This is a genomic window from uncultured Escherichia sp., from assembly GCF_948475835.1.
Classification (GTDB): domain Bacteria; phylum Pseudomonadota; class Gammaproteobacteria; order Enterobacterales; family Enterobacteriaceae; genus ECMA0423.
The window spans coordinates 31736-33561 of record NZ_CAOLGM010000041.1 but is presented as its reverse complement, the minus strand read 5'-3'; the positions used below and the strand labels follow the sequence as shown (position 1 = coordinate 33561).

The window sequence follows — 1826 nt, the reverse complement described above, 5'->3', positions numbered from 1 at the left end:
AGAAGGATAACCTTCTGCGTTACAGTTGCTGACAACGAGCGATTTATCTTGCCGAATGCGCTGTTAACGCCTCATCCGCGTTGGCAGGGTAAGCGAAGCGCATCAGGCAATGCTGCATTTGCCATCAGTTATTATGCAGCGAGATTTTTCGCTACGAATTCCCAGTTCACCAGCGCCCAGAAGTGCTCCAGATAGCCAGGACGTGCATTGCGATAGTCGATGTAATAAGCGTGTTCCCAGACATCAACGGTCAGCAGCGCAGTCGCATCGGTGGTCAGCGGAGTACCCGCGTTAGAGGTTGAAACGATAGCCAGTTTGCCATCGCTGTTTTTCACCAGCCAGGTCCAGCCAGAACCAAAGTTTTTGATCGCTGCATCAGTAAACTGCGCTTTGAAATCGGCAAAGCTGCCAAAAGATGCGGCGATAGCTTCAGCGACTTTTCCAGTCGGTTCGCCACCGGCGTTCGGTGCCAGGCAGTTCCAGTAGAAAGTATGGTTCCAGACCTGAGCTGCGTTGTTGAATACGCCACCTTCAGAGCTGCGAATAATCTCTTCCAGTGATTTACCTTCAAACGCGGTACCTTTAATCAGGTTGTTCAGGTTAGTGACATAAGTCTGATGATGCTTGCCGTAGTGATACTCGATAGTTTCCGCAGAAATGTGCGGTGCCAGAGCATCTTTAGCATATGGTAGTGCAGGTAATTCGAATGACATTGCTACTCTCCTTTATTATTAATTTGCATACGTACAATAGCCTTATTGTGCGTATGGATAGGGTAGCAAATTAAAAGGTGAGACAAAAGATGAACTTACCCTGTTGCCGTAACAACAGGGTAAAGTTTTAGCGAAGTGTTTTTGGGGTCATTACCCGACGAGCGCCAACATAGTGGCGCTGCCAGTAGTCTTCACTGAGAGAAGTGATTTGAATTTCCTGACCTGTGCGCGGTGACTGAATAAATTTGCCGTTGCCGACATACACGCCGACATGATCGGCTGTGCCGCGTCCCTGAGTACGGAAAAAGACCAGGTCGCCGTTTTTCAGTTCACTACGTTCGATTGGCGCTGCATCACGCAGGTGATACATTTCATTCGCCGTACGCGGAATACGAATTTTCACCAAATCTTTATAAGCGTAATAAACCAGGCCGCTGCAATCAAAACCGGTACGCGGTGAGCTGCCACCCCAACGATATGGCTTACCAATTTGCTGCATCAGTTTATTCATTGCCACTTTCGTAGCTTTTTGCACCTTCGCTTTGTGCGCGTCGGCAAGAGTTCCTGACGCGGCATTTTTGACTTTCACACAATGCGATTTATAGCCCTTACGTTTGGTACACTTTTCGGTAAAGCTGGCTGAGGCCGTTTTATTGACGGCGTGTTTGCTGCGAGTTTTGGCGTTTTTAGAAGCGGTAATGGAAGATTTTTTAACGGAAGAAGCGGTTTTGCTTTTGGTCGTACTTTTACTGGCGGCTTTTTTCGCTGTTTTCTGGGTCTTTTTGGTGGTTGCCGTGCTTTTCTTTTTATCTGCTTTTTTGGTGATATGAGTGGTAGCAGAACTCTCCCTGGCTTGCTTTGAAGCATGGGCCATAGGCGTTAAAGGCAGGGTGGTAAAAAGTAAAGCACAGAGCGTGATCGAAATACGGTTTATCCGCGCCACTGAGCGTCCCTCTGTTAAGGCAGGTCTATCATGCCTGCGTCTGATTTACAAAACTTGATGATTCTAATGCATAGAAGAAGAGAAAGTTAATAGCTTTTATTGTTAAAAAATACGTTTCGTTGGCGAGCGCAAAAAAATGCAGCAGTGAAAGCTAAAAATGGTTATAAATA

Annotated in this window: 2 protein-coding genes; both read right to left on the bottom strand. The window is 46.8% G+C overall.

Annotated features, from left to right (window positions below):
- Positions 1-131: 131 nt before the first annotated feature.
- Positions 132-713 carry a superoxide dismutase [Fe] gene (gene sodB / locus QZF50_RS10255; RefSeq protein WP_061892369.1) on the bottom strand — a complete coding sequence of 194 codons (582 nt, stop codon included), beginning with the start codon at positions 711-713 and terminating at the stop codon, positions 132-134.
- A 127-nt stretch (positions 714-840) separates the two neighbouring features.
- A complete protein-coding gene (gene mepH / locus QZF50_RS10250) occupies positions 841-1656 on the bottom strand; it encodes a peptidoglycan DD-endopeptidase MepH (protein ID WP_000101193.1) in 816 nt (271 codons plus the stop codon).
- Positions 1657-1826 lie beyond the last annotated feature (170 nt).